Annotated in this window: 26 protein-coding genes; 11 read left to right on the top strand and 15 right to left on the bottom strand. The window is 62.8% G+C overall.

Features of this window, described 5'->3' with window-relative positions:
* Positions 1 to 16 precede the first annotated feature (16 nt).
* Positions 17 to 1,054 (top strand): inorganic phosphate transporter, encoded by a 1,038-nt coding sequence (locus tag BM408_RS15855; RefSeq protein WP_092130839.1) that lies wholly within the window; start codon positions 17 to 19, stop codon positions 1,052 to 1,054.
* On the opposite strand, the gene BM408_RS15850 is transcribed toward BM408_RS15855, so the two are convergent.
* Positions 1,055 to 1,531, bottom strand: a complete 477-nt coding sequence (locus tag BM408_RS15850) for a hypothetical protein (RefSeq protein WP_092130968.1) — start codon at positions 1,529 to 1,531, stop codon at positions 1,055 to 1,057.
* A 7-nt stretch (positions 1,532 to 1,538) separates the two neighbouring features.
* Positions 1,539 to 2,075 carry a GNAT family N-acetyltransferase gene (locus tag BM408_RS15845; protein ID WP_092130838.1) on the bottom strand — a complete coding sequence of 179 codons (537 nt, stop codon included), beginning with the start codon at positions 2,073 to 2,075 and terminating at the stop codon, positions 1,539 to 1,541.
* 199 nt (positions 2,076 to 2,274) lie between these two features.
* On the opposite strand from BM408_RS15845, the gene rpsP reads away from it, so the two are divergent.
* The 6 genes from rpsP to BM408_RS15815 all read left to right on the top strand — a co-directional run bounded on the left by rpsP (position 2,275) and on the right by BM408_RS15815 (position 6,696).
* Positions 2,275 to 2,535, top strand: a complete 261-nt coding sequence (rpsP, locus tag BM408_RS15840; RefSeq protein ID WP_092130837.1) for a 30S ribosomal protein S16 — start codon at positions 2,275 to 2,277, stop codon at positions 2,533 to 2,535.
* Positions 2,536 to 2,548: 13 nt separating this feature from the next.
* Entirely contained in the window at positions 2,549 to 3,181 is a 633-nt protein-coding gene (gene rimM / locus BM408_RS15835) for a ribosome maturation factor RimM (RefSeq protein WP_092130836.1), read from the top strand.
* Between the two features lie 62 nt (positions 3,182 to 3,243).
* Entirely contained in the window at positions 3,244 to 4,023 is a 780-nt protein-coding gene (gene trmD / locus BM408_RS15830) for a tRNA (guanosine(37)-N1)-methyltransferase TrmD (protein ID WP_092130835.1), read from the top strand.
* Between the two features lie 142 nt (positions 4,024 to 4,165).
* Positions 4,166 to 4,522: a 50S ribosomal protein L19 gene (gene rplS / locus BM408_RS15825; RefSeq protein ID WP_007865865.1), complete on the top strand. Its 357-nt coding sequence runs from the start codon at positions 4,166 to 4,168 to the stop codon at positions 4,520 to 4,522.
* A 118-nt stretch (positions 4,523 to 4,640) separates the two neighbouring features.
* Positions 4,641 to 5,345 carry a CoA pyrophosphatase gene (locus BM408_RS15820; RefSeq protein ID WP_092130834.1) on the top strand — a complete coding sequence of 235 codons (705 nt, stop codon included), beginning with the start codon at positions 4,641 to 4,643 and terminating at the stop codon, positions 5,343 to 5,345.
* Between the two features lie 322 nt (positions 5,346 to 5,667).
* A complete protein-coding gene (locus BM408_RS15815) occupies positions 5,668 to 6,696 on the top strand; it encodes a CobD/CbiB family protein (protein ID WP_092130833.1) in 1,029 nt (342 codons plus the stop codon).
* Between the two features lie 21 nt (positions 6,697 to 6,717).
* Here BM408_RS15815 and rsgA read toward each other — a convergent pair whose 3' ends face one another.
* Genes rsgA through BM408_RS15800 form a run of 3 tightly spaced genes read right to left on the bottom strand, consistent with a single transcriptional unit; the run spans position 6,718 to position 9,304 of the window.
* Positions 6,718 to 7,701, bottom strand: a complete 984-nt coding sequence (gene rsgA, locus BM408_RS15810; RefSeq protein ID WP_092130832.1) for a ribosome small subunit-dependent GTPase A — start codon at positions 7,699 to 7,701, stop codon at positions 6,718 to 6,720.
* On the bottom strand, positions 7,698 to 8,018 hold the full coding sequence (locus BM408_RS15805; RefSeq protein WP_092130831.1) for a 4a-hydroxytetrahydrobiopterin dehydratase: 321 nt from the start codon (positions 8,016 to 8,018) through the stop codon (positions 7,698 to 7,700). The genes rsgA and BM408_RS15805 overlap by 4 nt, the downstream gene beginning before the upstream one ends.
* Complete coding sequence (locus BM408_RS15800; RefSeq protein ID WP_092130830.1) at positions 8,015 to 9,304, bottom strand: M48 family metallopeptidase; 1,290 nt, start codon at positions 9,302 to 9,304, stop codon at positions 8,015 to 8,017. The genes BM408_RS15805 and BM408_RS15800 overlap by 4 nt, the downstream gene beginning before the upstream one ends.
* A 35-nt stretch (positions 9,305 to 9,339) precedes the next feature.
* Here BM408_RS15800 and orn point away from each other — a divergent pair, with 35 nt between their 5' ends.
* Entirely contained in the window at positions 9,340 to 9,903 is a 564-nt protein-coding gene (gene orn, locus BM408_RS15795; RefSeq protein ID WP_092130829.1) for an oligoribonuclease, read from the top strand.
* A gap of 411 nt (positions 9,904 to 10,314) precedes the next feature.
* Positions 10,315 to 12,243, top strand: coding sequence for a DEAD/DEAH box helicase (locus tag BM408_RS15790; protein ID WP_092130828.1), 1,929 nt, complete (start codon positions 10,315 to 10,317; stop codon positions 12,241 to 12,243).
* Between the two features lie 86 nt (positions 12,244 to 12,329).
* Here BM408_RS15790 and BM408_RS15785 read toward each other — a convergent pair whose 3' ends face one another.
* The 3 genes from BM408_RS15785 to BM408_RS15775 all read right to left on the bottom strand — a co-directional run bounded on the left by BM408_RS15785 (position 12,330) and on the right by BM408_RS15775 (position 15,167).
* On the bottom strand, positions 12,330 to 13,298 hold the full coding sequence (locus BM408_RS15785; RefSeq protein WP_092130827.1) for a Bug family tripartite tricarboxylate transporter substrate binding protein: 969 nt from the start codon (positions 13,296 to 13,298) through the stop codon (positions 12,330 to 12,332).
* A gap of 4 nt (positions 13,299 to 13,302) precedes the next feature.
* Complete coding sequence (locus tag BM408_RS15780; RefSeq protein WP_092130826.1) at positions 13,303 to 14,229, bottom strand: alpha/beta fold hydrolase; 927 nt, start codon at positions 14,227 to 14,229, stop codon at positions 13,303 to 13,305.
* A gap of 74 nt (positions 14,230 to 14,303) precedes the next feature.
* Positions 14,304 to 15,167, bottom strand: coding sequence for a fumarylacetoacetate hydrolase family protein (locus BM408_RS15775; protein WP_092130825.1), 864 nt, complete (start codon positions 15,165 to 15,167; stop codon positions 14,304 to 14,306).
* 280 nt (positions 15,168 to 15,447) lie between these two features.
* On the opposite strand from BM408_RS15775, the gene BM408_RS15770 reads away from it, so the two are divergent.
* Positions 15,448 to 16,119, top strand: coding sequence for a FadR/GntR family transcriptional regulator (locus BM408_RS15770; protein ID WP_092130824.1), 672 nt, complete (start codon positions 15,448 to 15,450; stop codon positions 16,117 to 16,119).
* A gap of 27 nt (positions 16,120 to 16,146) precedes the next feature.
* Here the strand turns inward: BM408_RS15770 and BM408_RS15765 are convergent, their stop codons facing one another.
* From BM408_RS15765 to BM408_RS15750, 4 genes are all read right to left on the bottom strand, one after another.
* Entirely contained in the window at positions 16,147 to 17,043 is an 897-nt protein-coding gene (locus tag BM408_RS15765; protein WP_092130823.1) for an NAD(P)-dependent oxidoreductase, read from the bottom strand.
* 116 nt (positions 17,044 to 17,159) lie between these two features.
* Positions 17,160 to 18,518, bottom strand: a complete 1,359-nt coding sequence (locus BM408_RS15760; protein ID WP_092130822.1) for an NAD(P)H-dependent oxidoreductase — start codon at positions 18,516 to 18,518, stop codon at positions 17,160 to 17,162.
* Between the two features lie 20 nt (positions 18,519 to 18,538).
* Positions 18,539 to 19,420 (bottom strand): phytanoyl-CoA dioxygenase family protein, encoded by an 882-nt coding sequence (locus tag BM408_RS15755; RefSeq protein WP_092130821.1) that lies wholly within the window; start codon positions 19,418 to 19,420, stop codon positions 18,539 to 18,541.
* A 64-nt stretch (positions 19,421 to 19,484) separates the two neighbouring features.
* Positions 19,485 to 20,171, bottom strand: coding sequence for a GntR family transcriptional regulator (locus tag BM408_RS15750; RefSeq protein ID WP_092130820.1), 687 nt, complete (start codon positions 20,169 to 20,171; stop codon positions 19,485 to 19,487).
* Positions 20,172 to 20,342: 171 nt separating this feature from the next.
* Between BM408_RS15750 and BM408_RS15745 the strand changes: the two genes are divergently transcribed.
* Positions 20,343 to 21,230 (top strand): alpha/beta hydrolase, encoded by an 888-nt coding sequence (locus tag BM408_RS15745; RefSeq protein ID WP_092130819.1) that lies wholly within the window; start codon positions 20,343 to 20,345, stop codon positions 21,228 to 21,230.
* A 27-nt stretch (positions 21,231 to 21,257) separates the two neighbouring features.
* On the opposite strand, the gene BM408_RS15740 is transcribed toward BM408_RS15745, so the two are convergent.
* The 3 genes from BM408_RS15740 to BM408_RS15730 form a co-directional block, all read right to left on the bottom strand.
* On the bottom strand, positions 21,258 to 22,235 hold the full coding sequence (locus BM408_RS15740) for a GMP reductase (protein ID WP_092130818.1): 978 nt from the start codon (positions 22,233 to 22,235) through the stop codon (positions 21,258 to 21,260).
* Positions 22,236 to 22,462: 227 nt separating this feature from the next.
* Positions 22,463 to 25,501: a VIT domain-containing protein gene (locus BM408_RS15735; protein WP_092130817.1), complete on the bottom strand. Its 3,039-nt coding sequence runs from the start codon at positions 25,499 to 25,501 to the stop codon at positions 22,463 to 22,465.
* A gap of 71 nt (positions 25,502 to 25,572) precedes the next feature.
* A complete protein-coding gene (locus tag BM408_RS15730) occupies positions 25,573 to 26,310 on the bottom strand; it encodes a hypothetical protein (protein ID WP_254774840.1) in 738 nt (245 codons plus the stop codon).
* Between the last annotated feature and the right edge of the window lie 15 nt (positions 26,311 to 26,325).

Below are 26,325 nucleotides of genomic sequence, written 5' to 3'. Positions count from 1 at the left end.
CACGGGCGGCTGAACCATGCAAACCGTACAGGCCGCCCTGTGGGTGGTGTTTCTGCTGGTCTTTCTGGCCATCGCCTTCGACTTCATGAATGGCTTTCATGACGCGGCCAACTCGATTGCCACCGTGGTGTCGACCGGCGTGCTCAAGCCGGGGCAGGCGGTGCTGTTCGCCGCTTTCTTCAACTTCCTGGCGTATTTCGTCTTCCACCTGAGCGTGGCGGCGACCATCGGCAAGGGCATCGTGATGCCCGGTGTGGTCGACACCCACGTGGTGTTCGGTGCGCTGACGGGCGCCATCACCTGGAACATCCTCACCTGGTTCTACGGCATCCCCAGTAGCTCGTCGCATGCGCTGATCGGTGGCATCGTCGGGGCGGTGATCGCCAAGGCCGGTGCAAGCGCCTTGATTGCTTCAGGCGTGTTCAAGGTGGTGGCCTTTATCTTTGTCTCGCCCTTGCTCGGGTTTTTGCTGGGCTCGCTGATGATGGTGGCGGTGGCCTGGGTATGCCGCCGGGCGACGCCGTCAAGGGCCGACCGGTGGTTTCGCCGGCTTCAGCTGGTGTCCGCGGGCGCCTACAGCCTGGGGCATGGCGGCAACGATGCGCAAAAGACGGCCGGCATTATCTGGCTGCTGCTGATTGCTGCCACCACCAGCAATGTGCAGGGCCTGCCGGTCTGGATGATGGCGACCACCGAGCACCTGCCGGTCTGGGTGGTCATCGTCTGCTACATCGCCATCGGTTTCGGCACCATGTTCGGCGGCTGGCGCATCGTGAAAACCATGGGCCAGAAGATCACCAAACTCAAGCCTGTGGGCGGGTTTTGCGCTGAAACCGGCGGTGCGATGACATTGTTTTTGGCCACCGCGCTGGGCATTCCGGTATCGACCACACACACCATCACCGGCGCCATTGTGGGCGTGGGCTCCACACAGCGCGCGTCTGCCGTGCGTTGGGGTGTGGCCGGAAATATCGTCTGGGCCTGGATTTTCACCATTCCCGCTTCAGCCTTCGTGGCCGCAATCGCCTACTGGGTCAGCCTGCAGGTCTTTTGATCACTGAGAAATCTTGCGGGCTTCCTCGACCTGGTATTCGAAATAGCGCTGGAAGCTGAACACGATGCTGGACATCAGTGAAATCGTGCCGAACAGCAGCGCAAACACCACGGCGCCTATGGTCAGCCAGTTGGTGTTGCCGGCTTTCGTTCCCGGTACGCCTGCGTTGTGCAGCGCATTCCACTTGTCTGTCGACATCAGGCCGTAGTAAATCGCCGTGAGCGCCGTGCCCGCCAGGGTGAAGCCCAGTAGCGGAATCAGCACCCAGGCCAATTGGTCGTCTTGCCCGTAAAGGCGAACACGCTCCACGCCCCACCAGCCCAGCGCCGCCACGATGGGGTGCGCCCAGGCCCAGACGTCGCCCAGGCCGAACAGGTAGAGGCGATGAAGACCGAGCTGGCCGCCGATAAAGGCGAGCCAGGCTGCGAGGGTTTTGTTTTTGGGGGCTTTGGGAGAGGTGGAGGCGGAGGCTTGCATGCGGCGATTATGCGGCGGGCGCATCCTGGGGCGGCAGGGTGTCACCTGCGCCCAGGGTCTTTTCCATGATGACGATGTCGCGCCAGGCGCCGAACTTCCAGCCGCAGGAGACCATGGTGCCGACCTCCGTGAAGCCGAGCGAGCGGTGCACGCCCACCGAGCCCGCATTGGCCGAGTCGCCGATGACGGCCATGGCCTTGCGTATGCCCACGGCTTCAAGCCGCGCCAGCAGCTCGGCCAGCAGGGCGCGGCCCAGGCCCTTGCGGTGCTGGTCGGGTGCGAGGTAGATTGAGTCTTCCACCGAAAACCGGTAGGCGGGGCGCGGCTTGAACCAGTTGCCGTAGGCAAAACCCACAATGTTTCCGCCGTGCTCGGCCACCAGATAGGGCAGGCCCTTGGCCAGCACGTCGGCCCGGCGGGCGCTCATGTCGGACGCGCTGGGGGGCTCGGTTTCAAAGGTGCCGGTGCTGTGCAGCACATGGTGTCCGTAGATGGCTGTGATGGCGGGAATGTCTTCGTCGCGGCTGGGGCGTATGAGGGGCATGTCGGTCGTGGTTTCGGGGCTGGAAAGAGGGGGCAGGGGAGGGCGGGGGAGGCGAATTTGGGCCAAAACCGTTCCGCAGGCTATAATCTCAGGCTTTGCAGCAATTCGCTGGCCGGGTGGCCATGTCGTGTGTCTCAAGCGCTGCAGAACATTGGGGTACCTACCTTACCGGTAAGCTCCACCACCCGAAGGATAAATCATGGTCGTCATTCGACTTGCACGCGGCGGTTCCAAGCACCGTCCATTTTTCAATATTGTTGTGGCTGACAAACGCGTTCGCCGCGACGGCCGTTTCATCGAACGCATCGGTTTTTACAACCCGATTGCCAAAGGTGGCGAAGAAGGCCTGCGCATTGCGCAAGACCGCCTGACCCACTGGATCGGTGTGGGCGCCCAGCCGTCTCCTACCGTTCTGCGCCTGGTCAAGCAAGGTGCGTCGGCTGCCGTCAAAACGGCCTGAGTTTTAGAGATTGATGCAGCCCGGCCTTCAGCCGTCCGCTGGCTTGACACCCTCAAGCCTTCCGGACGACGCGATCGAAGTCGGGCGCATCCTGGATGCATGGGGTGTCAAGGGCTGGGTGAAAATCCTGCCGCACAGCACCGATCCAGAAGCGCTTTTTGCGGCTAAATCCTGGTTTTTGCAGGCGCCTGACGCCAAATTCCGGCCAGGGTTTACCGTGTTCTCCGGCACCGTCACGCTGAGCGTCGACGAAGCCAAAGTCCACTCCGATTCCGTCGTCGCCAAATTCAACGGCCTGGACGACCGCAATGCCGCCGAGGCTTTGCGCGGCGCGCGCATTTTTCTGCCGCGCAGCAGCTTTCCCGCCGCCTCCAAAGACGAGTACTACTGGGTCGACCTGATCGGCCTGAATGTGGTCAACCGCGAAGGTGTGGCTTTGGGGGTTGTGCGCGACCTGATGGCCACCGGCCCGCATTCAGTGCTGTGCGTGGAATACACCACCCAGCAGGAAGATGGCAAGGAAGACGGCAAGGAAGGCGGCGCCAGCGTGACCGCCGAACGCATGATTCCGTTTGTCTCTGTGTATGTCGACGCCGTCGATATCGCCGGCAAATGCATCACTGTTGACTGGCAGCCTGATTACTGATTTGTGCTGCTCTCGGGGGCTGATTGCCCTTAGTCGCCCGGCTCGCGCAAAATAGCCTTCCCATGCGCTTTGATGTCATCACCCTGTTCCCCGAGCTTTTCGCGCCTTTTTTGGCCAGCGGCGTCACGCGCCGTGCCTATGAATCGGGCCTGGTAGACGTCAAACTCTGGAACCCCCGCGAATTTGCCGACGGCAATTACCGCCGGGTCGATGACCGCCCCTTCGGCGGTGGGCCCGGCATGGTGATGATGGCCGAGCCGCTCACCCTGTGCCTTGAAAAAATCCAGGCAGATCGCGCTGCCAGCGGTGCACCCAAGGCTCCCACGGTGCTCTTTTCCCCCGTCGGCAAGGCCCTGGATCATTCGGGCGTTGAGGGCTGGTCAGCCAGCGTAGGCGCAGTGTTGATTTGCGGCCGCTACGAAGGGCTGGACCAGCGCTTTATCCAGGCCCATGTCGACCTTCAGATCAGCCTGGGCGACTTTGTGCTGTCGGGTGGTGAGATTGCGGCGATGGCCTTGCTGGATGCGGTGGCCCGGTTGCAGCCCGGCGTGCTCAATGACGAAGGCAGCCACCAACTGGACAGCTTCAACCCGGCGCTCGACGGTCTGCTCGACTGTCCCCACTACACACGGCCCGAAAGCTGGCGCGGCCAGCCCGTGCCGGCCATTCTGATGTCGGGAAACCACGCCCACATCGAGCGGTGGCGGCGCGAGCAGCGCCTGGCGCTGACCCAGCGTCGGCGCCCCGAATTGGTGCAAAAGGCCAGGCTAAGTGGGTATTTGAGCGAAAGCGACGAGGCTTTTCTGGCCGATTTGGTCGAAAACCCTGACAAAGACGCTTGAAAAAGCCCCGCCTTGCTATAATCAAAGGCTTTTCGATCCTCTGGCGGCCACTGCAACCATCTGAGTCATCCTCGGGTGAATCCATGGATTTGCGGTCTTTAGCGTAGCGCGTGAATGAACGAAAAAGTTAGATGGAAAAATCATGAATCTGATCCAGACTCTTGAGCAGGAAGAAATTTCCCGCCTCAACAAAACCATTCCCGCATACGCACCCGGCGACACCGTCATCGTGAGCGTGAACGTGGTTGAAGGTACCCGCAAACGTGTGCAGGCTTTTGAAGGTGTTGTGATTGCCAAGCGCAATCGCGGCCTGAACTCCAGCTTCATCGTCCGCAAGATTTCCAACGGCGAAGGCGTCGAGCGCACCTTCCAGGTGTACAGCCCGCTGATCGCCAAGATTGAAGTCAAGCGCCGCGGTGATGTGCGCCGCGCCAAGCTGTACTACCTGCGTAGCCGCAGCGGCAAATCCGCACGTATCAAGGAAAAGCTGGGCGCCTGATCTGCCAGTCCGGTTTGACCGGAATGCAGGGCAGCCCGAACAGCCCCTTAAAAAGCCGCTCCCCGAGCGGCTTTTTTTATGCCTGGGGCACAGCCCACCAACACCGCTTCCCGCCTCGATGAATTACAAGCCTCTGCCCAAGTTTGACCCGCGCAGCATTCCGGTGCTGGGCATTGACGACCACCTGGCCGGCGTGCCGCTGGAGCGCCTTTCCCCACAAGCCCTGCGCGAACGTTTCAGGCACCCACCGGTCTGGACGCCTGAGCACAGCGTCGAGAAAAAATTCACCGACCGCACGCCGGCGCTGGCAGCCGTGCTGGTTCCTCTGGTCATGCGCGATGAAGTGACTTTGCTGCTGACGGAGCGCACCGCCAATCTCTCCACTCATTCGGGCCAGGTCGCCTTGCCCGGCGGTCGTACCGACGAGACGGACCGCGATGCCGTCCACACAGCCCTGCGGGAAGCCCATGAGGAAGTCGGCTTGCCCGAAGCGCATGTCGAGGTGCTGGGCACGCTGCCCACCTATGTCACCGGCACCGCTTTCATCATCACGCCGGTCGTGGCGCTGGTCAAACCCGGCTTCGTGCTGCAACCCAACCCCGGCGAAGTCGCAGACGTCTTCGAGGTGCCGCTGGGTTATCTGATGAACCCGGCCAACCATCAGCGCCACGAGATGGAATTCGACGGCGCCATACGCCGGTGGATTTCCATGCCTTACTCCGACCCCGCCGTAGAAGGCGAGGACGGTGAGGCCAGGGAGCGCTACATCTGGGGCGCCACAGCGGGCATGCTGCGCAACCTCTATCGTTTCTTGATTGCCTGACACCCCCGTCCGGACTCACTTCGTGTAGTCCGTTCCCCCTCAAGGGGGGCGGCGCCTGGGGCCGGCAAAGCCGGACCCTCGGCCCCCACTGGTGAATACCACCCGCTAGTTACGCCCTGAATTCTTCAACCCAGCATGAGCCGTGGAACCGGCTTTGCCGGGCCACAGGCGGGCGGCCCCCGAGGGGCTGGAGCCCGCGGCTCCAAGCCTGCCTGCGCAGGCTTGGACGGGCGACAGAGGCGAAGCGTCTCGCGAGCCGCGGCCTGCAAGGCCTCGGGAGCGACACGCAGTGCGCGACCGTGGGGGCCGCTATGATTCATGCATGAGCTTTTTTGCCGTTTTGTTTGCCCTCATCATCGAACAGGCCCGGCCACTGGCTCGCGGCAACTGGATCCATGCCGGCTTTCGCGGATGGGCTCGCTGGACTAATCGCAGCCTGGATGCCGGCAAACCGCATCATGGCTGGATCGCCTGGACTGTTGCCGTCATCGTGCCTGCGCTGGTCACCATGCTGATTCACTGGCTGCTCTGGAGCATCAACATCGTGCTGGCCTTTGCCTGGAGCGTGGCGATTTTGTACGTCACGCTGGGCTTTCGGCAGTTCAGCCACTATTTCACCGACATACGCGACGCGCTGGACGACGGCGACGAAACCACGGCGCGCGAGCTGCTGGCGCAGTGGCGCCAGGTTGACGCCAGCGAACTGCCGCGCAGCGAAATCGTGCGGCACGTCATTGAATACTCGGTGCTGGCGGCACATCGCCACGTGTTTGGCGTGCTGGGCTGGTTTTCGGTGCTGGCCGCCCTGGGCCTGGGCCCCGCCGGCGCGGTGCTCTACCGCATGAGCGAGTTTGTCTCACGCTACTGGGCCTACAAGAGGAAGACCGCCGCTGCGGCAGGTGAGGGCGCCAGCATGGCCCTGCAGATCGCCGCCAGCCGCGCCTGGGGTGTGATCGACTTCGTGCCTGCGCGTGTCACCTCGCTGGGGTTTGCGGTGGTTGGCAGCTTTGAGGATGCGATCGACGCCTGGCGCAATTACACCCAGCGGTTTCCGGCTAACGCGCCCGTGGCCACCGAGAACCGCAACGACGGCATCATTCTGGCGGCGACATCCGGCGCCGTGAATGTGCGCCTCGGCGGAGAAGCGCTCAAAACCACTTTTTCGCCCAACACCTCCCAAGGCTTCCAGGCGGGCGGGCTCGATGCAGAAGACAGCATTGCCACTGAAGCCACGCCGGGGCGGGAGCCCGAAGTCGCGCACCTGCGAAGCATCGTGGGCCTGGTGTGGCGCTCCGTCGTGTTGTGGATGGTGCTACTTGCGTTGCTGACCCTGGCGCGTTTGCTGGGCTGAACCGCGCGCTACCGCAACACCTCAATACCGGCTTTGCGACAGCTCCGCAAACAGCTCGCTATACAAACGATAGCGGCTTGCGCTGATGCTGCTTGGGTGATCGGTTGAATTGACCTCTGAAATTACGCCACAGCCCGGTTCGTGAAGATGGGTGCAGTTGTAGAACTTGCAGTCTTGCGCATGAATCCTGAAGTCAGGCATATAGCCGGCCAGCCGCATCGGGTCGATATGGTGCAGCCCGAATTCCTGAAAGCCGGGTGAATCAATCAATGCCGTACTCCGTGTGTTTCCGTCACCGGTATCCACCCAATACAGCGTGGTGCTCGTCGTAGTGTGCTTGCCGGAGTTCAGCGCCTGTGAGATCTCCGCCGTCAGTACCCGCGCATCAGGCACCAGCAGGTTGGTCAGGCTGCTTTTGCCAGCGCCCGAAGGCCCCAGCACCAGCGTTTTTTTGTTCCGCAGCAGCTCCATCAGTTCCTGCAACTCCGCTGGCTGTGTGCCCGCCTGGCTGGCACTTTCAGTCTTGGGTTTGATGGCCAGCGACAGCATGCGGTAGCCCATGGTCCGGTAGGGCGCCAGCTTGATCCAGGCGCGGCCGAAGGGCTCGGCCAGGTCGCGTTTATTCAGCGCGATAACGGGTGTGATGCCTTCGGCCTCGGCGGCGATCAGCGCGCGGGTCAGCTGGCTTTCCGAAAATTCAGGCTCGGCCGCGATGAGGATCAGCACCTGGTCCAGGTTGGCCGCAAAGGACTTGGTACGCATCTCGTCCTGGCGGTAAAAGAGGTTGCTGCGTTCCTCGATTTTTTCGATGGTGCCTTCGTCTTGCGAGGGCAGCCAGCGGATGCGGTCACCGACCACTGCCTGGCTTTTTTTGCCGCGGGGGTGGCAGATGACGCGCTCGCCGCTGTCGGTTTCCACCAGCACATGGCGGCCAAAACCCGCCACCACCAGCCCCGGCTGCGTCCCCGCTGTGGGGGCCGCCGCAGGGCGTGAAGGTTTGCTCAAGCCAGCAAGGCGTCAACCTTCGACGCGCAAAAGAAGTCGCTGACGGAAATGCCGTCCACATCGTGCGTGTTGAAGCGTACGGTGCATTTGCCGTAGCTCACCGCCAGGTCGGGGTGATGGTCTTCGGCGTTGGCAATAAAGGCCAGCGCGTTCACAAAAGCGATGGTCTCGTAGTAGTTTTTGAAGGTGTAGGTTTTCTCGAGCGAGCCATCGATCAAGCGCCAGCCCAGGGCCTGCTCGCCGTTGAGCTTGCTCAGCTGGGTGACGATCTCGGTGGCGCTCAGCGCCCGGCGGTTTTGGTGGATGGGGTTGCTCATGTCGCAGCGCTTTCAACGGAAGGGATCATGCGGCCCAGCCGCTCGGAGGCGGGCGGGTGCGAATAGTAAAACTTCACAAACACCGGGTCGGGCGTGAGGGTGCTGGCATTGTCTTGATAAAGCTTGAGCAGCGCGCTCTGCAGGTCCTTGCCGTCGGTCTGCGCCACGGCATAGGCGTCGGCCTCGAACTCGTGTTTGCGCGAGAACTGGGCGAACACCGGCGAGATGAAGAAGCTGAAGAGCGGCACCACCAGCAAAAACAGCAGCAGCGCCAGCGCATCGTTGGCGCCGGTGAGATTGGGCCGCACGCCCAGGCCGGTATAGAACCACACCTGCGACGACAGCCAGCCCAGCAGCGCAAAACCAGCCAGGCTCATGGCAAACATCGAGATGATGCGTTTGATGATGTGTTTGTGCTTGAAATGGCCCAGTTCATGCGCCAGTACGGCGTCCACTTCGCCAGGGCTGAGCTGCTTGAGCAGGGTGTCGTAAAACACCACGCGCTTGGCCGCGCCAAACCCGGTGAAGTAGGCGTTGGCATGGGCCGAGCGTTTGCTGCCGTCCATCACGAAGAGGCCCTTGGCCGCAAAGCCGCAGCGCTGCATCAGCGCGGTCACACGCGCCTTCAGGGCCTCGTCTTCCAGGGGTTTGAATTTGTTGAACAGCGGTGCGATCACGGTGGGGTACAGCACCAGCACCAGGAGGTTAAAACCCATCCACACGCCCCAGGCCCAGAGCCACCAGAGCTTGCCCGCGCTGCCCATCAGCCAGAGGATGAGCGCCACGATGGGCAGGCCGATGACGATGCCCACCAGGGTGGACTTCACGAGGTCGGTCAACCAGAGCTTGAAGGTCATCTTGTTAAAGCCAAAGCGCTCTTCAATCCGGAAGGTGCTGCAAAGCGTGAAGGGCAAATCCAGCACGCCGCTGATCAGGCCGAATGCTGCCAGCAGGGCCAGCTGCGGCACCAGTGCTCCCCAGTTCGCCAGGCTCGAGCCGGAGAGCGCCTGGTTTAGCGCATCGATGCCGCCCAGCAGCGTCCAGCCCAGTAGCACGGCGGCGCCAAACGCCATCTCCAGCATGCCGAAGCGTGCTTTGGCGATGGTGTAGTCGGCCGCCTTCTGGTGCGCGGTCAGTGAAATGGTGGCGGCGAACGCGGCCGGCACGGCGCCGCGGTTGCGCGCCACGTGGCGGATCTGCCGCGAAGCCAGGTAGAACTTCGTGAGCAGGCCCAGCACCAGCACGGCGGAAAACACCCCAGTGAAAACAAGCGAATGGTCGGTCATGGGTGGCAGTTTAGGCGATCAACGAGAATAGCAAGATGCCTGAAACTGAACCCCTACTCAAAAAATCAGACCAAAACCTCGTCTGGCTCGACTGCGAAATGACCGGGCTGGACCCGGAAAAAGAGCGCCTTATTGAAATCGCCGTCATCGTGACGGGCCCGCAGCTCACGCCGCGCATCGAAGGGCCCGTGCTGGCGATCCACCAGACCGACGAATTGCTGGACCAGATGGACGCCTGGAACAAGGGCACCCACGGGCGCAGCGGCCTGATCGACAAGGTCAAGGCCAGCACCGTGGACGAGGCGGATGCCGAAGCGCAGATTCTGGCCTTCCTGTCCCAGTACGTTCCCAAGGGCGTTTCGCCCCTGTGCGGCAACACCATCAGCCAGGACAGGCGCTTTCTGGTCAAGTACATGCCCAAGCTCGAGGCCTTCCTGCACTACCGCAATGTCGACGTGAGCACCTTCAAGGAGCTTGCCAAGCGCTGGCGCCCCGAGGTTTACAGCGCTTTCAAGAAGCGCCAGAGCCATACCGCCCTGGCTGATGTGCACGAATCCATCGACGAACTGGAGCATTACCGGGAGCACTTTTTGAAGTGATATTTCAAGTCTTTTTGGGGTCTGGCCTACGCGGTATATGGGCAGGTAGCTCCTGAAATGATAGCGAATGACTGGCTCAGGCAGCGTGTCCGCCAGGCCGCGCCGCAGCCGTAAAAGCCCCGGATTGACAGGGGGACTAGTAGAAACCCGTAAAGCACGCTATAATCGTGGGCTTGCGGTTGCACAGGGTGCGCTGCATTTGTACATCTACCTCACACTTTTGGACTCCACAACGGAGTCACCGCTTCGGGCACAGCTTCAATCAAGGGATTGATGCTCGCCGCCCAAGCTGCATATTCGTTTGATGGTTGATGTTTTATTAACCATGAACGAATCCTTCTGCATCGCAGGAGGTGAAGTTTCCTGTTCCCTCGCCAAAAGCGTTGCGAACAGGTGATTAGTGAGAAAAACATGACTGACTCTTTTGAGGCTCGTGGCGACTTTTTGCCTGAAGCCATTGCCGCCGACAACATCGACACCGGTTTTAATGCCGCCCCGGATTTTTCCGATGCGCTTGAAGCCAGCCCCACTTCGCTCGACGCGATCGTGGCCGAGCCCAACGGCTTTGTAGAACTGGGCCTTGCCAAGGAACTGCTGCAGGCTGTCGCCGACATGGGTTTTACCAAGCCCACCGCCGTGCAAATGGCCACCATCCCCAAGGCCATGCAGGCCCTGGACGCTGACCCCAAGGCTGCCAAATTCACCGACTTGCTGGTCTCCAGCCAGACCGGCAGCGGCAAGACCGCCGCTTTCCTGCTGCCCGTGCTGCACACCCTGCTCATGCAGCAGGAAGAAGCCGAGCGTTTTGAACGCTCCGAGTTCGAACGCCTGAGCGCAGAAGCTGTCGCCCGCGGCGAAGCCCCGCTGAAAAAGCCCAAGCGCAAAGACCCGACCAGCCCCCGCAACTTCAAGGCCGCCACGCCCGGCGCGCTGATTCTGTGCCCCACGCGCGAGCTGGCCCAGCAAGTCTGCGCCGACGCGATCGACCTGGTGCGACACTGCCGCGGTCTGCGCATCGCCAACGTCGTTGGTGGCATCCCTTACCAACTGCAAATCGCCAAGCTGCAGAACGCCAACCTCGTGGTCGCCACGCCCGGCCGCCTGCTCGACTTGCAGCGCAGCATGCAGATCAAGCTGGACAAGGTGCAGTTCCTCGTCGTTGACGAAGCCGACCGCATGCTGGACCTCGGCTTTGCCGATGACCTGACCGAAGTCAACCAGCTCACCATCGAGCGCAAGCAGACCATGATGTTCAGCGCCACCTTCGCGCCCCGCATCATGCAACTGGCAACCCGCGTCATGCGCACGCCGCAACGCGTCGAAATCGATTCACCGCATGAAAAGCATGCGTCCATCACGCAGTCGCTGCTGTGGGCCGACAACATGACCCACAAGCGAAAGCTGCTGGATCACCTGCTGCGCGACACCACCATCAACCAGGCCATCGTGTTTGCGAGCACCCAGGTTGAATGTGACGGCCTGGCCAACGACCTGGTGCAAGAAGGCTTCAGCGCCGTGGCGCTGCACGGCGCGCTCGGCCAGGGCCTGCGCAACCGCCGCCTGATGGCTTTCCGTGACGGCCGCGTGCAAGTGCTGGTGGCAACCGACGTGGCCGCCCGCGGCCTGGACGTGCCCACCATCACCCACGTGATCAACTACGGCCTGCCGATGAAAGCCGAAGACTATGTGCACCGTATCGGCCGCACCGGCCGTGCCGGCCGCGAAGGTGTGGCTGTGACGATCGCCGAATTCCGCGATCGCCGCAAGATCCAGGACATCGAACACTACATGCAGCAAAACCTCAAGCCCAGCGTGATCGCCGGCCTTGAGCCGCAGCAGCGCTTTGCCCCGACCTCCGAGCGCCCACGCGGCAACTTCGGTGGCGACCGCGGCGGCCGCAATTTTGGCGGTGGTGATCGTGGTGGTTACGGCCGCAAGCCGCAGAGCGGTTTTGGCAATGGCGGCTTTGCCGGCTTTGGCAACAACCGTGATGACCGTGGTGGCGATCGCGGCGGTGACCGCGGCGCCTTCCAGGGCCGTCCTCCCGCACCGCACGGCGGCAACAACTACGCAGACCGTTCGGGCTTCAATGACCGCGGCCCGCGCCGTCAAGACGACCGCGGCTTCGGCGGCGGCAACAACAATGGCGGTTTCGCCCAGCGCGACGACCGCAACTTCGCCCCGCGTAACGACGGTTTTGCGTCCCGCAATGAAGGCTTCGCACCGCGTCCTGACTTCGCCAACCGCAAGCCTGGTTTTGCCAAGCCTGCCGGCAAGGTGTTTGTGCCCCGCGATGCGGCCAAGAAGCCCGGCAAGTTCTCCAAGCCTTTCCGCGATTGATTTTTAAGTAATCAACGCACAGTAAAGCAAAAACAAAAGGCCGCTGCAGACAATGTCTGCAGCGGCCTTTTTCATGGGCGTCGGGCTTATTCGACCTTGATTCCGATGTCCTTGACCACTTTGCCCCAGCGGTCCATTTCTTTCACCATGTACTCCGACATCGCCTCAGGGCTGGACGGCGTGGGCTCTACACCTGCGTCGTACAAAGCCTTTTTGGTGTCCGGCGTGTTCATCAGCTTGGCGATCTCCGAGTTGAGCTTGTTCACGATGTCCTTGGGCGTGCCGGCGGGCGCCAGCAAAGCCAGCCACACCGAAGCCTCGTAACCCGGAACACCGGCCTCCTGCATGGTTGGCACATCAGGCAGTTGCGGAATGCGCTTGGCGGTGGTTACGGCAAAGGCCTTGAGCCGGCCCTGCGGCACCTGCGACAGCGCATTGGGCACGCCGGCAAAACTGGTTTCCACCACACCGGCCACCAGGTCGGTCGACGCACCGCTGCTGCCGCGGTAAGGCACATGCTTGAGCGGCGCGCCCGTCATCGAGACGAACAGACCACCCATCAGATGCTGCGAACTGCCGTTGCCCGACGATGCGTAGTGAATGGTCTCCGGCGCAGCCTTGGCCAACGCCACCAGCTCCTTCACATTGTTGGCCTGCACCTTGGGGTTCACCAGCAGCACATAAGGCGAATCCACCAGCTTGGAGACCACGGTAAAGCTCTTGATCGGGTCATAAGGCATGGTCTTGTAGATCCACGGGCTGATCACGTGCGTGGTCGAGATCATCACCAGTGTGTAGCCGTCAGGCGCGGCCTTGGCGACGAAGTCCGTGCCTATGGTCGAGCCCGCGCCAGCCTTGTTCTCGATGACGAACTGCTGCCCCATGGCCACCGACAGCTTCTGGCCCAGGATGCGCGCGACCACGTCGGTGAAGCCGCCCGGCGCAAACGGCACGATAAGCCGCACCGGTTTGTTCGGGTAGCCCTGTGCGGACGCCGTACCCAGGGCCAGCGCCAGCGCAGCACCCAGCACCACTGATTTGTAGATTGGTTTCATGGTGCTACCCCTTGTAGGAAGGTTCAGGCATGGTGAAGAAGCTGTGCAGGATCTGGTAGACCATCATGTAGTTCTTCTGCTGAAAGCTGGCGTGCGAGATGCCGCGCATCACGCTGAACTGCTTGTTCATGTTGGGCAGCAGCTTGAAGTAGTCGATCAGGTCGTCCATGCCGGCAATGCCGTCGTACTCGCCGCGCAGGATGATGGTCGGCACGGTCAGCTTTTTCGGGTCCAGCAGCGGCAGCTTGGAACACATGTCGACATAGGTGCCGGTCGGCATTGAGTCGTCCAGCGTCAGGATCGCATCGGCGAATGCCTCGACCACGCGTTGCTCCACCGTGTCGGGATGGTCGCGCTGGAAGATGCTGTGCACAAAAGGCCGGTCGATGGCGCGGCGGTTTTTGGCCAGAAACTCCGGCAGTTTCTTCTTGCGCTGCTCCAGCGTGTGGCTGCCTTCACCGGTCCAGACAAAGGCGTCCAGCGCGATCTTGCCCACGCGCTCGGGGTGGCGCTCGGCAAAGAGGCCTGCTTTGAGTGCGCCTGAAGAAATTCCGTACAGCAACAGTGACTGCGCGCCGGTCTTCTTCATGATGTATTCGCTGCCGGCGGCCAGGTCGTCAGCGCCGTTGCTGATGTCGAAGTTGATGTCGCGGTGTTTGTCGGAGCGGCCGTAGCCCTCGTTGTCCATGGTCCAGGTGTCAAAGCCATGCTCGGTGAACCAGTCCATGGCCGACGAGTACGCACGCCCGGGAACATGCAGGTCAAAGGTGGGCTGCGACGCCATCGAGGAGCCGTGCACAAAAAAGATGGTGCCTGCGTGCGGCACTTTGGTTGAGGCTTTTTTCTCCCAGAGAAAAAGCTTGATATCGCCCTCGGGCGTTTTCTTGTGGGTCCAGTGCTCTACACCGCCCGTCCACTTCACGTTGCTCATCAATGTCTCCTTGTTATGGCGCTTCTTGCGCAGTCAGTCAGTGAATAAATCAATCAATCCATGCCCGGATGGGCCTACACAAAACGGTTTTCGATCACGCCCAGGCCGTCGACCTCGACGCGCACCACGTCGCCGGCCTTGAGGTACTGCGGCGGGTTCATGCCCATGCCCACGCCGGCCGGTGAGCCGGTGGCGATCAGGTCGCCGGGGTAGAGCGTGATGCCGCGCGAGCAGGTTTCAATCAGCGTCGGCAGGTCGAAGATCAGATCGGTGGTCTGTGCGTCCTGGCGCAGCTCGCCGTTGACCCAGCCGCGCACGCGTGTGTTGTTGCCGTCAAGCTCATCCGCCGTCACGATCCACGGGCCCATGGGGCAAAAGGTGTCGAACGATTTACCCAGGTCCCACTGCTGGTGGCGCATCTGTACGTCACGTGCCGTCACGTCGTTGATGATGGTGTAGCCGAACACATGCTGCATCGCGTTGGCGCGTGTGATGTTGCGCCCGCCCTTGCCGATGACGATGGTGAGTTCTGACTCATAGTCGATCTGCTCCGACACCCCCACCGGCAGCACCACGTCGTCGTGCGGGCCGACCACGCTCTCGGGCACCTTGGTAAAGACGATGGGCCAGGACTCGGGGTTGGCCGTGTTGTTCTTGAAGACCGATGCCTGCAGCTCTTTGGCATGCGCATGGTAGTTGCGGCCTACGCAGAACACATTGCGGCGCGGCACCGGCAGCGGTGCTTCGAGCTTGACGGAGGCTATGGCTACGGAAGCACCCTGCAAGGGGATCTTCTTGGGGTTACCCGCCTCGATGATCGCCTGGGCGCCCCTTTGCATTTGCTCGGGCGGGAGGTCAAACGGCGTGATGCTCTGGCCGTCCGTAGATACCAGGCCGACCAGCCGCCGGCCCTTGAGTTGAAAAGTCGCGATGCGCAAATCCTGTCTCCTGTTGATGGGGCTGCGGCAGCCCGGGTGAGGCCTCTCAGAGGCTTTTTAACGCCAGACCATCGTAGGACCAAGATCAACCAATAAGCAACCGCTCCGGACAAGATATCGAAAATGTTTGGGGAAAACACCTATGAAATACGGCTAGAAATAGTGAAAATACGTATAAACCAATTGCAACCAATCTGGTTATTATTTCAACCACTTGTTGCATGCCGGTATCATCAGCGGCAACTCTTTATTTCACCCGAACAGGCACCTGAATCACTCTATGGACAGCGCAACCGCCCTGCAGGAAAGCATCCTGGACAACCTGAAGTCGCGCAAATGGCGCGCCGGTCACCGCATTCCGACGGAGCGCAGCTTCAGCGAGCAAAGCGGCCTGAGCCGCGCCACGGTGCGGCGCGTGCTGGCAGTCCTCAAGGAGCGCGGCCTCATTACCCAGACGGTGGGCAGCGGCACTTACGTCAGTGCGCACATTGCCGAGGCGCTGGCCGCCACTACCGACGGCGGGCCGGCGCATTCCGCCAGCCCTGCCGAGTTGATGAGCGCCAGGCTGGCGCTGGAGCCGGCCATCATCGACATGGTGATTGGCAACGCCAACTCAGCCGACTTCGAGCGCATGCACGAATGCTGCAACAAGGCCGAAGCTGCCACCACGCTGGAAGATTTCGAGCGCTGGGACAGCCTGCTGCATGAGGTCATCGCCGATTCGGCGCACAACAGTTTTATCTCCGGCGTCTTTCGCCTGATGAACCAGGCGCGTTCAGACGCCGAGTGGGGCACCCTCAAGCGCCGCAGCGCCACGCCCGAGCGCCGGCTGGAATACCAGCGCGAGCACCGCAGCCTTGTTGAAGCCCTGCAGCAACGGGACGCGGTGCGCGCGCGTGAGCTGTGCATCGATCACCTGGTGCATGTACGCGTCAACATGCTGGGAAACTGAGACTCCTGAAAAAAACACCGGGCGCCGTCAGCTCATGCCATTGCGACTGGCCAGTTCGACAAACAGCGCCGACTGGTCGAGGTCGGTCAGGCCGTTTTCCACGCCTTCGGCGTAGAGCTTCTCAAAGAGCGCGGTGACGGGCGCCTCGAAGCCGATCTCTTGTGCAGTCGCCAGCGCATTGCGCATGTCTTTGAGCTGGATGTCCATGCGCGCACGCGGCGCGAAGTCGCGCTCCAGCATGCGCTGGCCGTGCAATTGCAACACGCGGCTGTCGGCGAAGCCGCCGGTGATGGCCTCTTTGACCTTGGCCATGTCGGCGCCACCGCGCGCGGTGAACAGCAGCGCCTCTGCCACCGCGCCAATCGTGATGCCCACAATCATCTGGTTGGCCAGCTTGGTGAGCTGGCCGCTGCCGTGCGGGCCCACATGCACGGCGTGACCGAGGTGGCCAAGCACGGGCAGGGCGCGGGCGAAGTCGCCGGCTTTGCCGCCGGCCATGATGGCCAGCGTGCCGCTTTCCGCGCCGCCGGGGCCGCCTGAAACCGGTGCATCCACATGGGCGATGCCCAGTGCGCCCAGGCGCGCTGCGTGGTCGCGCGCTTCACGGGGCTGGATGGAGGCCATGTCGAGAAAAAGCGCGCCCGGCCTCATCGCGGCGGCCACGCCCTGCGTGAACAGTACGTTCTCTACCACTGGGCCGCTTTCAAGCACGCTGATGACGATGTCGGCAGCAGCCACGGCGGCGCTGGCCTGTGCGTGGGCCGTGGCGCCCAGCGCCACGAGCGGGCCGGTCTTGCCCGGCGTGCGGTTCCAGACCTGCAGTGTGTAGCCCGCCTCGCAAAGGCGTGACGCCATGGGCAGCCCCATGACACCCGTGCCCAGAAATGCGATGCGGGGAAGGGGGGTGTGGCTGGCGGTGGTCATTGTTGTGTCCTCAAGATGGCTATGAGCCATCATGAAGCACCCCGCACGAGAAGGCTGTCAGCCAGCTTTCTAGACTGGCGTTTGGTACAACTTTTACGTGGGTTTTGAAGCAGCTTTTATGCGGCCTTTTTCAGCGCCGGCGCAAACATGCTTTCCATTTCTTGCCGCACTTTGTACGCGTGGGTCGATGTGTCCATCGCCACGTCGGCCCAGCTCAGGCTCTGGCCTTTCTTGACGGCACGCACGACCTTGACGTTGTGCGCCAGGCCCAGCGGCAGCCCACCCATCTTCATGGAGGTGTCTGCCGGCAGCAGCTTGCCCCACACGGTGTAGCCGCCTTCGCCGTCCAGCATGTCGCCCGGCTTCAGGTCGCGCTTGGCTGTCGCCACCACGTCGGCGTTCCAGCAGGTCGCCACACCGGTCGGTTCACCGCGCAACGCCACGCTGGCCACCGACACGCCGACTTCCAGCCCGATCAGGTGCCAGCGCTTGTACAAGGTGAAGTAACGCCCGCTCGGGTCGGTGTGGGCGTTGTATTCCTCAAAGCAGTTCTTGATGTAGTCGGTCTCAGCTTCGACCGTCACCCAGACGCCCATGCGGATGTCGTAGGGAATCTTCCGGCCATTGGCTTCCAGTGACGAGATCACTTCGACCATGCCTTTGCGCTCCAGCACGCCGCCCTCTTGAATAGGCCGCGTGACATACGGAATGTCTTCCACGCTGGCCGGCGGGTAGAGCAGGCCGTTGCTGGGCACTGTGAGGCCGGTGGCGTTGGCCACGGCGGTTGATTCAATCGAGGGCTTGGAGCCGTCGAGAAAACTGTTGAACATCTTCGGGTTCAGCCCGCCGCGCTCAGCCTGCTCGGGCGTGAGGCCGTAGTTGCCCCAGACCGTCTCGGGCGTCGATTCGCAAAAATGCGGCAGCCACTTGTGGCCGCGGCCCGCCGCCACCACCGGAAAGCCGCAGGTGCGCGCCCAGTCCACCAGGTCACAGATCAGTGCCGGCTGGTCGCCAAAGGCCAGTGAATACACCACGCCGGCCTCGGCAGCCTTGCGCGCCAGCAGCGGCCCGCAAAAGGCATCGGCCTCCACGGTGACGTTGACTACATGTTTGCCGTGTGCGAAGGCCTTCAGGCAATGGTCTACGGCTGCAATCGGGTTGCCGGTGCATTCCACGATGATGTCGATCTGCGGATGCGTCACCACCGCCTGCCAGTCGTCGGTGATCCATGTTGCTCCGGTTTTGATAGCTTCTTGCGCTGACTCTGCCTGTGTTGCAGCTGGATTCCACCCTACACGGGCGAGGTTGGTGCGGGCCGCGTCAGGCGAAAGGTCGGCAATCGCGACCAGGTGCACGCCCGGCGTGCGCGGCACTTGTGCCAGGTACATGGAGCCGAATTTGCCGGCGCCTATGAGGCCGATGCGCACCGGTTTGCCTTCGGCGGCGCGCTGCTGGAGTTTGGTAAAGAGATTCATGGAATAAGGTGATGTGAAGGTCAGGCCGCCTTGCGCTCAGGCACGATTTCTTCCATCGAGGTTTGCAGCGCGCTCGCCGGGATGCCGTCTTTCCACGGCAAGTCCACCGGGTAGTCTTTCAGCAGGCAGTCATCGGGCAGGCAGCTGATGGGCGTGAAGTCGCGATGGGCGATGTACTCGGGCCGTTTGTGGCGGCGGATGTGGTTGCTGATGGCGCACAGGCTCAGGTACACGCTCACCCGGTTGAAGGGCGAGAGGTTGCTGCCCGAGGCATGCACCAGGCAGGAGTGGAAGAGGATCATCGAACCCGCCGGGCCCTTGGGGCTGACGATGCCGCCTTCTTTGCCGCCGGCGCGTTGCACCAGCTGGCGGATCAGGTCGTTGTCCACCGTCCAGAGCGGGTAGCTGGTGGTGGTGAGGTCGTGCTTGGCATCGACCACGCCTTTCTTGTGGCTGCCGGGAATGAACATCAGCGGGCCGTTGTGCTCGGTCACGTCGTCCATGAAGATGGCCACATTCATCGCGCGCTCGGTCGGCATCATGTCGTCGTTCAGCCAGGTGCCGTAGTCCTGGTGCCACTGCCAGACGTCGCCCTCGAAGGCCATCTTGCCGTTGATCTTGAACTGGTGCATGTAGAGCTGCTCGCCCAGCAGGTCTTCCACCGGCTCGATCATGCGCGGGTGCCGCGCGAGCTTTGCAAAGGGTTCGCTGTACATGTGCGCGGCGAAGTTGGTGCGCACGGCGTCCTTGCCCTTTTCACGGATGTTGTAGTCCTCGCGCCGGCTGTAGAGCTCTGGCACGGCCTCGTTGAGCGTGCGGGTTTCTTCCGGCGTGAAGAGGCCGGGGAAAAACAGGTAACCATCGCGGTCGAATTGCGCAAGTTGTTCGGGGCTCAGTCTCATCGCATGTCTCCTGGTGTGGGTGTTCGAGGAATTTGTTCTGGCTAATTCAAGGGGTTTAAGGGGTTCAAGGAGCGGCTGAAGTCGTGGGCGCACCGAGCGCGCTGGACAGCAGCGCGGCCAGGTTGTGGCCGGCTTCTTCGCCGTGCTCGCGGATCAGCGCTTCGGCCCGGGCTTCGTCGCCGGCGGCAATCGCCTCTGCAATCGCTTCGTGCTCGTCCCAGATCGATTCGCGCATGGTCGAGACCTGCAGCACGGCGCCCATGGCGCGGCGGATGTGATGCCAGTGCAGCTGCGCGCTCTGGGCAATCAGCGGGTTGCCCGAGGCGGCGTAAATGGCCGCATGAAACTGCGCGTCGGCCGCCATCATTGCTTTGACGTCATGGCCGCGCGCGGCTTTGCGGCCCTGGCGAATGAGTTGCGGGTCAAGCCGGGCGCGGCCTTGCGCGGCCAGCCGGGCAGCCAGCGCGTCGAGCGCGCTGCGCACCTGGTAAATCTGCACCAGCCAGGCCACGTCCAGCGGCGCGACCAGCACGCCGCGGCCGGGCGCGTCCAGCACAAAACCGTCTTTCTTCAAGAGGCGCAGGGCCTGCAGCACCGGTTGGCGCGACACCGCCAGCTGGGCGGCAAGGTCTTCCTGCATGATGCGCGCGCCCGGCGCGAGCGAGCCTTCGCTGATGGCGTCCAGCAGGCTGCGGTAAACCTGGTCGACCAGGTCAGGCGTGGATTCGATTTTGACGAGCTGGGGGGTCATGGGTGCTTGAAATGAAACTCTGTATACAGAATACGCCGAATCAGGCGAGCCGTATTTCGGGTTTACCCGGGGCAGGCTGAATGCCCGCCCAGCTGTGCCAAGATGGCAGGCATTGCCGCCGGTTTTGTCCGGTGCCGCACGTACCGGTTTGATTTTTCTCAGGAGAACCCGATGACGTCGCCCGATCCCGCCTGGCTGGACCGCATGTACAACAACCGCGCGCTGGTGCCCGATCACCCGGCCTACTTCGCGCGCTGGGCGGAAAGCTCACAGGCCGTGCGCAAACGCCAGCCCTGCCAGATCGATATTCCTTATGGCAACGGCGCGGGTGAATTGCTCGACGTGTTTCCGGCAGGGGGCTTTAACGCATCGAGTAGCAAGGAGGGGGCGCCGGTCATGGTGTTCATCCATGGCGGCTACTGGCGCGCGCTCGACAAGTCAGAGCACTCCTTTGTCGCGCCCGAGTTCACCGAAGCGGGTGCTTGCGTCGTGATGCCCAATTACGCCTTGTGCCCGGCGGTGACGATTCCGGACATCACGATGCAGATGGTCAAGGCGCTGGCGTGGACGTGGCGCCACATCGCCCGCTACGGCGGCGACCCGAACCGCATCACGGTGATCGGGCATTCGGCCGGCGGCCATCTGGCGGCGATGCTGCTGGTGTGCCAGTGGCAGGCCTATGCGCCCGACTTGCCGGCGGACCTGGTCAAGAACGCGCTGTCGATTTCGGGCCTGTACGACCTGGAGCCTCTGCGCCATGCGCCCTTTGTCAAGGATTCGCTGAAGCTCACGCCCGAGCAGGTGGCGAAAGCCAGCCCGGCCCTGTTGCCCGCGCCCGGCCGCGGCACGTTGTATAGCGTTGCGGGTGCGGATGAAAGCGCCGAGTTCTTGCGCCAGAACCTGCTGATCCAGCAGGCCTGGGGCGCCGGCATAGTGCCGGTGTGTGAATCGCATTTGCGCCGCAACCACTTCAGCGTGCTTGAGGCTTTGACGGAGCCCACCCATCGCCTGCACCAGCTGGCGCTCGGGTTGCTGGGCCTTTGCACCACGCACGAATAGCCGCGCCGGGCCGGCGTGCCTGGTGATTTACATCAGCAGGTGTTCGCCCGCGTTGTCGCCACCCAGCGTGACGTAGTTGACCTTGCGGATGTCCAGCAGTTTGGTGCCACCGGCATAGCTGATGGAGCTCTGGATGTCTTCTTCCATCTCGCGCAGCGTGTCGGCCAGCGTGCCCTTGACGGGCTCCAGGATGCGTTTGCCTTCAACATGCTTGTACTCGCCCTTGTTGAAGTCCGAGGCGCTGCCGTAGTACTCCTTGAATAGCTTGCCGTCCACCTCGACGGTCTGGCCGGGGCTTTCTTCCAGGCCCGCCAGCATGGAGCCGATCATCACCATGGTCGCGCCAAAGCGCACTGATTTGGCAATGTCGCCGTGCTCGCGGATGCCGCCGTCGGCAATGATGGGTTTGGTCGCTACGCGCGCGCACCACTTGAGCGCCGAGAGCTGCCAGCCGCCGGTGCCAAAACCGGTTTTCATTTTGGTGATGCAGACCTTGCCCGGGCCTATGCCGACCTTGGTCGCATCGGCGCCCCAGTTTTCCAGGTCGATCACGGCTTCGGGTGTGCCCACATTGCCGGCGATTACGAAGGACGCGGGCAGCTTCTGCTTGAGGTAAGCAATCATCTTCTGCACCGTGTCGGCATGGCCGTGCGCGATGTCGATGGTGATGTATTCGGGCACCAGGCCTTCGGCCACCAGGCGGTCCACCGTGTCGTAGTCGGGCTTTTTCACGCCCAGCGAGATGGAGGCATAGGCGCCGCGCGCCTTCATGTCCTTGACGAACTGGACGTTGTCCAGGTCAAAGCGGTGCATCACATAGAAGTAGCCGTTTTTCGCCATCCATGCGCAGATGTCCTCGTTGATCACCGTCTTCATGTTGGCCGGCACCACCGGGATGCGGAAGCTGCGCCCGCCCAGCGTGGTGCTGGCGTCGCATTCCGAACGGCTTTCCACGCGGCATTTGCGCGGCAGCAGCAGGATGTTGTCGTAGTCGAAGATTTCCATGATTCCCAAGCCTTAGAAAAAACTGTTGAAGAACAGAAGGCACTTGGACTGGACCGGCTTTGTTTGCGGGCGCTTGCAACAAGGCAAGGCAGAAACAAAAAACCGGGCGCAATTGCTTGGGCCCGGTGATTGATTCTATGCGCTTGTCATGCAGACCATCTTCTGCAAAGCGGTATAGCCTTTATATGCATAGTGGCATCTTGCTAATTTGAGCTTTGAGGCGTTGATCAACGAACTTCAATCCCGGCCACGCGCACAGTCTCCTGGCCGTGCGCCAGGCGCAAGGTCGTCCATTCGTCGCGGGCCTGCGGCGTGCCGAAACCGGTGGTGATGCGCACCATCACCGTGGTGCCGCCCGACAGCACCTGCTGGCGATGGCCGAAGAACTGGGCCTCCACGGTGTATTTGCCGGCCTTGGCGGTTTTTAAGGAGAACTCTTCCGGCCCGTAGCCGCCGGTGGCGTCGGGGCTCATCGCGCCGCCCTGGCGGGTCAGCCGGTTGGCATAGCTGGCCTTTTCGCCGTTCGGGTCGGTCACCCACATGTCGATGTCGGTGTCGTCGCTGTCCCAGGCCATCACCACGCGCAGGGCCAGCGGCAGGTTGCGGCGCAGGCGCGTGTCGACCCGGCTCATGTCCAGCGGGGGCACGTCGGTCGCTGCCGCTTGCGTGGCAATGGCATTGAGTTCGGCCAGCGCAATCATGTTGATGCCGGCGAAGCGGCCATTCCAGGGGCGCGACACCACTTCCCACAAGGCGTTCACTGCGCGCTGCGGCTGGCCGCTGTCAGCCAGCGCCAGGCCCAGGTCGCGCCACGACTGCGGCTCGTTGGGCGCCAGCTCGCTGATGCGTTCAAACACGGGAATGGCCAGGTCGGCGCGCTGTGCCTGCACCAGGCGGTAGGCATACAGGCGCAGCAACTGGCGGTTCTCCAGGTTCATCTCAGCCAGGTTGGAGAGCACGCGCAGGCCCAGCTCGGGCAAGCCGCGGTCCAGGAACACACCGGCTGCGTCCATGTAAAAAGAACTGCTGTTCAAGTAAGCGGCGCGCTCGTCCAGGTAGACGCGGTAGAGGTCGGCCTTATCGGCGTCTTGCAGGCGCTTCATGTAGGGCGCGTCGGGCACCCAGGCTTGCAGGGCGATGGTGGGCGAGGGCGCTGCTGCGGACGCGGTTTTCGCCTGGCGGTTTTCCGTATCGGCGGCACGTGCGGAAAGTGCGGCAGGTGCTGCCTGGGCCGCAGCCGCAGGAGCCGCAGCAGCGGGGGAGGGGGCGATCGGCATGGGTGCCGCCACAGGCGCCCCGCCGACAAAAGCCTGATCTTTTCGCATTGCATCGAAGCGTTCACGCCCCCGCGTGCTTGCGCCCATCGCACCAATCCCGCCCTGCACCTCGGCCTCGGCCTTGGGCTCCGCCCGTTTGGGCGCGTCTTTCGGAAAGTCCTTGTCCCACCAGCGCTGCTTGGTGTCGAACTGTTTCACCATGGCTTCGATGTGCGCTTGCCGCGTATGGGTGGCCTGCGCCATCAGCTGCTGGCTGATACGCGCCACTTCATCGGCCAGCTCAGGCGGCGCCGGTAGTTTGTAGTTCGCGTAGTCGCTTGCCAGCTCCAGCACGATCAAGGAGCTGTTGGGCCCCACGATGCCGTGTTCCGCAGCGATGCGCTGGAGCTCGCCGCTGTGCAGCCCGGCGTTCTCGGCCAGCTCGGCGCTGCGCCACTGGGCCCACTGCTGGCCGGGCCAGCGGCCTGCGGTGGCCTTGGCGTTCACGTCCAGTGTCAGTGTGCGTTTACGTCCGTCAGGGTGCACCAGCGCGATGTCGATGCGGGCCTGCGTGTCGAGCAGCTCGCCCGCCACAGCGATGCGGCCCTGGCGCACGCTGGTCGTGGGCGTCACGAGTTTTTGCGCCGACAGGCTGGCCAGGCGCTCGATGCGCCAGCCCTGCATCAGCATGGCCTGCGCGCCGGCCTCGGCCGTCAGCAGGGTAGCGTCCACCAGCGCACCGCCAGTGCGGTCGGCCAGCCGGGCCAGGCGTGCGGTGTCGGCGCTTGCTGCGCCATTGATCACCATGACGGGCGCCGTGTGCAGATAGTTGATGCTTTTTTTGCCGTCCGTCATCAGGCCGTCCGTCACCATCAGCGTCATGTCGGCATCGGCGGGGATGGGCAGATTGTCAAAGTTGCTGGAGCCGTCAAAAGGCTCTGCGCGCAGGACACTGGCCAGGTCGCCGAAGCGGCCCGGCGCCACCGTGAAGCTGCGCACTGGCTCGGTCTTGTTGCGCACGACCAGCAGGCTCACCTTGACGGCTTTGTCCAGTTTGCGAAAGTAGGCGTCCAGCACCGGCAGCACGCGGGCCTGAGATGCTGCCGAAGCCGACGCATCCCACACCAGCGCGATGTGCGATGGCGCGGGCCGCTTGACGAGTTCATCCCGAAAGTCGATCTGCCCGGCAAAAAATGGCTTGCCGCCGGATTCACCCACCATGATTTGCGGTTTACCCGTGCGCCGCACCGCCAGTTGCAGCCATCCGGCCGGGCCTTGGGGGGCGGTCCACTGATTTTTTTGCAGGTATAGCTCCGTGCCGGTTGCGTTGACGCTTAGCTGCGTATCCGCAGGTGCCTGGATCAGTTGCAGGTCTTGCCGCGCGGCGCCATGGGCGTGCACCCGCAACTGCAATTGCCCCACCGCCGAGGCAAACGCCAGCGGCACCCGCAGCACGCCGGCATCACGCGAGTTATGCAGTCGCGGCAGGGTTTCGTTGATGGTGATCACCACGCGGCGCTCTCCCTGTGCGGGGATGGGGTAGACGCGCAGCTTGTACTGGTTGCCGGCCGTGGCTTCCAGCAGCCCCGGGTCCACGCGGCGGCGGCGGATGTCTTCAAAGATTTCCTGCCCCCGTGCCTTGGGCACCGCGGCGGCGTCGCGCAGGTGGCCGTTCACGTCCAGTGCAAAGCCTGTGACCACCTGGCCTTCTTGCAGCGGAAACTGCAGCTCGCCTTCGAGCACGCGGTGGTTGGGGTTAAAGAGGCGCAGCTCCACGCGGGTTTGCGCCTGGTCGCCAAACAGGTCAACCTCCATTGATACCGCGCGCAGCGCTATGGGCTGGCCCGATGCGTTGTTGAGTGCGATGACCGGTGGCCGCCAGTCAGGCGGCGGGGCGAATTTGCCGCCGGAGATGGGCTGAGGCATCGGGCTGAGCGCCAGCGCCTGAAAGCTGAAGCAGACCGCCGCGGCGGCCTGAACGAAGCGGATGACGCGAGAACCGTGTGGCATAAAAACCCCTTTGTTGTTGGCGATGCACCCTTAAACGGGGCGCGCGGCGCAACGGGGTTAAATGCCTGAAATTATTTTTGGGGCGGGCCGCAGCGGGACTCGGCGGCCACCCGCACCTGGCCTTTGTCGTCTTCCACCCAGCCCACCACACGCATGCGCTCAGGGTTGGCGCCTTCCGCGATGCTCATGGAGCGTCCGTCGAAGAAGCGGTTTTGCTCTCCCTTTGATAGCGGCTTGCGCCCGTCCCATGTGGTCTGTAGCACGTTTCTGATCAGATTTCGCTCGACAGGCGAGTTTTCGGCGCCCGCCGGCAGGGTTTCTACCAAAGCCAGCCAGGCGGTCCATTGCCGGCCCTTGGCGGCGGCTGGAATGGGTTTGAGTTCAATGGAGGTGCCCAGGTAGCCATTGAGCGGCAGGCCATGCGCAACACGCAGCGTGGCGCCTTTGAGGCCGGTGACTGGCTGGGTAGAGGCCAGGGATTGCGCTGGCGGGGTTTTGCCGAGCACCGCCAGGCGGGCCAGCGCTTCGCGGGCGGCCACGGCCGACAGCGGTGCGTCATCGCCCTTGCTGCCGGGTAGCACCCAGTCGATGGCCAGCTGGTTGGCTGCGGCCTTGGGCGTGGCCGGGTCGGCCCAGCACGTGTCGCAGTCGGCGTTGATGAAACGCTCCAGCAACTGCACGGGTTTGGGCTGGCCGTCGCTGGCGCAAAAGGACTGGGCCCAGGCTGTGCCGGCAGGCGCCAGGGCGGCGGCAGCCAGCATTAACGACGTGAACGCCAGGGCTGAAGAACGGTGCACAAATGGTTTCATCGGGGCTTTCTACAA

Origin of the sequence: Polaromonas sp. YR568, assembly GCF_900116715.1 — a bacterium.
In the GTDB taxonomy this organism is placed as follows: Bacteria; Pseudomonadota; Gammaproteobacteria; order Burkholderiales; family Burkholderiaceae_C; genus Polaromonas.
This window is presented reverse-complemented; position numbering and strand designations above follow the sequence as displayed.

Bases quoted from the DNA above. Each gene is read 5' to 3' on its own strand.
- BM408_RS15735 (WP_092130817.1), bottom strand. From the start codon at position 25,501: ATGCCACACGGTTCTCGCGTCATCCGCTTCGTTCAGGCCGCCGCGGCG.
- BM408_RS15765 (WP_092130823.1), bottom strand. From the start codon at position 17,043: ATGACCACCGCCAGCCACACCCCCCTTCCCCGCATCGCATTTCTGGGC.
- BM408_RS15745 (WP_092130819.1), top strand. From the start codon at position 20,343: ATGACGTCGCCCGATCCCGCCTGGCTGGACCGCATGTACAACAACCGC.
- BM408_RS15855 (WP_092130839.1), top strand. From the start codon at position 17: ATGCAAACCGTACAGGCCGCCCTGTGGGTGGTGTTTCTGCTGGTCTTT.
- BM408_RS15850 (WP_092130968.1), bottom strand. From the start codon at position 1,531: ATGCAAGCCTCCGCCTCCACCTCTCCCAAAGCCCCCAAAAACAAAACC.
- rplS (WP_007865865.1), top strand. From the start codon at position 4,166: ATGAATCTGATCCAGACTCTTGAGCAGGAAGAAATTTCCCGCCTCAAC.
- BM408_RS15790 (WP_092130828.1), top strand. From the start codon at position 10,315: ATGACTGACTCTTTTGAGGCTCGTGGCGACTTTTTGCCTGAAGCCATT.
- BM408_RS15730 (WP_254774840.1), bottom strand. From the start codon at position 26,310: ATGAAACCATTTGTGCACCGTTCTTCAGCCCTGGCGTTCACGTCGTTA.
- BM408_RS15770 (WP_092130824.1), top strand. From the start codon at position 15,448: ATGGACAGCGCAACCGCCCTGCAGGAAAGCATCCTGGACAACCTGAAG.
- orn (WP_092130829.1), top strand. From the start codon at position 9,340: ATGCCTGAAACTGAACCCCTACTCAAAAAATCAGACCAAAACCTCGTC.
- BM408_RS15805 (WP_092130831.1), bottom strand. From the start codon at position 8,018: ATGAGCAACCCCATCCACCAAAACCGCCGGGCGCTGAGCGCCACCGAG.
- BM408_RS15750 (WP_092130820.1), bottom strand. From the start codon at position 20,171: ATGACCCCCCAGCTCGTCAAAATCGAATCCACGCCTGACCTGGTCGAC.
- BM408_RS15785 (WP_092130827.1), bottom strand. From the start codon at position 13,298: ATGAAACCAATCTACAAATCAGTGGTGCTGGGTGCTGCGCTGGCGCTG.
- BM408_RS15780 (WP_092130826.1), bottom strand. From the start codon at position 14,229: ATGAGCAACGTGAAGTGGACGGGCGGTGTAGAGCACTGGACCCACAAG.
- BM408_RS15740 (WP_092130818.1), bottom strand. From the start codon at position 22,235: ATGGAAATCTTCGACTACGACAACATCCTGCTGCTGCCGCGCAAATGC.
- BM408_RS15760 (WP_092130822.1), bottom strand. From the start codon at position 18,518: ATGAATCTCTTTACCAAACTCCAGCAGCGCGCCGCCGAAGGCAAACCG.
- trmD (WP_092130835.1), top strand. From the start codon at position 3,244: ATGCGCTTTGATGTCATCACCCTGTTCCCCGAGCTTTTCGCGCCTTTT.
- rimM (WP_092130836.1), top strand. From the start codon at position 2,549: ATGCAGCCCGGCCTTCAGCCGTCCGCTGGCTTGACACCCTCAAGCCTT.
- BM408_RS15815 (WP_092130833.1), top strand. From the start codon at position 5,668: ATGAGCTTTTTTGCCGTTTTGTTTGCCCTCATCATCGAACAGGCCCGG.
- BM408_RS15800 (WP_092130830.1), bottom strand. From the start codon at position 9,304: ATGACCGACCATTCGCTTGTTTTCACTGGGGTGTTTTCCGCCGTGCTG.
- rpsP (WP_092130837.1), top strand. From the start codon at position 2,275: ATGGTCGTCATTCGACTTGCACGCGGCGGTTCCAAGCACCGTCCATTT.
- BM408_RS15845 (WP_092130838.1), bottom strand. From the start codon at position 2,075: ATGCCCCTCATACGCCCCAGCCGCGACGAAGACATTCCCGCCATCACA.
- BM408_RS15755 (WP_092130821.1), bottom strand. From the start codon at position 19,420: ATGAGACTGAGCCCCGAACAACTTGCGCAATTCGACCGCGATGGTTAC.
- BM408_RS15820 (WP_092130834.1), top strand. From the start codon at position 4,641: ATGAATTACAAGCCTCTGCCCAAGTTTGACCCGCGCAGCATTCCGGTG.